The organism is Polaromonas sp. P3_C2 (assembly GCF_056402675.1).
On sequence record NZ_JBFUGX010001020.1, the window covers coordinates 1 to 1,034 of the forward strand.

The 1,034-nt window shown below is 65.6% G+C and carries 1 protein-coding gene; it reads right to left on the reverse strand.

Annotated elements, in window-relative coordinates; translation table 11 throughout:
• The coding region (locus AC1DWI_RS24280; RefSeq protein WP_477726059.1) for a helix-turn-helix domain-containing protein at positions 1–718 on the reverse strand (718 nt) is incomplete at its 3' end.
• Between the last annotated feature and the right edge of the window lie 316 nt (positions 719–1,034).

Genomic DNA, 1,034 nt, shown 5'->3' on the forward strand with positions numbered 1-1,034 from the left:
TCGTGCTGATGAAGCTCAAAACGCCTGAAGGCGTGTTGAGCTTGAAAGGCATCACAACGCCTGGATGCTCGCCTTCCAGATTCGGCCCCTTGGCTTCTTCCGGCACCGGGTAGGCCTTCAGTTCTTCCAGCAACGCCACCAGCGCCGGGTCGGCCGTGGCCGTGATCTGCTGGCGCAGGCGTTCAAACAAATGGTCGCGCCACTGCAGCAGGTTGGCGATGCGCGGCGCCAGGCCCTTGGGGTGCAGGCTCAGGCGCAGCACGTTGACGGGGGCTTCCAGCAGCGACGCATCGGCGCCCGCCAGCAGGTGCGGCACCATGCGGTTGGTCGCCACGATGTTCCAGTGGCGGTCCAGGGCCAGGGCCGGGTAGGGCTCATGGCTTTTCAGCAGCAGCTCCACCGCCTGGCGGGCCGAAGCCAGCGCCGGGTCATTCAGCGGCCGCTCGCGGTACATGGGCGCGTAGCCGGCCGCCACCAGCAGCGCATTGCGCTCGCGTAGCGGAATGTCCAGCCGCTCCGACAGGCGCAGCACCATCTCGCGGCTGGGCACCGAGCGGCCGGTTTCCACAAAACTCAAATGCCGCGTCGAGATGTCGGCCTCGTGGGCCAGGTCCAGCTGGCTCAGGCGCCGGTGCTGGCGCCAGTGGCGCAAGTGGTCGCCAAAGGGTTGGGCCGCGCGCGGCGCGGGGCGGGTAGGGTGATGAATGCTGGCAGTCATGGCGCCATCCTAAAGCCATGAAGCTGGTTTTCCATTACCTGCCAGGTTATCGACGAGCAGCCGGTGCGCAGGAATGATGACCCCCATGCGCACCGACCCGGCGGCCCGGCGCGCTGATCGCTATTCCCTATGACCGGCTGCCAGCACTTTCAGGAGTTTTGCCATGTCTTCGAGTTCCATCCTTTCCTCTCCCAACTTCCTGCGCAATGTGCTGCGTGTGGATGCGCTGTCGTGCATCGCTTGCGGCGTATTGCAAGTCGCCTTTCCAGCCGCGATGGCCCGCATGCTGAACCTGCCCGAGGGCCTGATTGCCTAC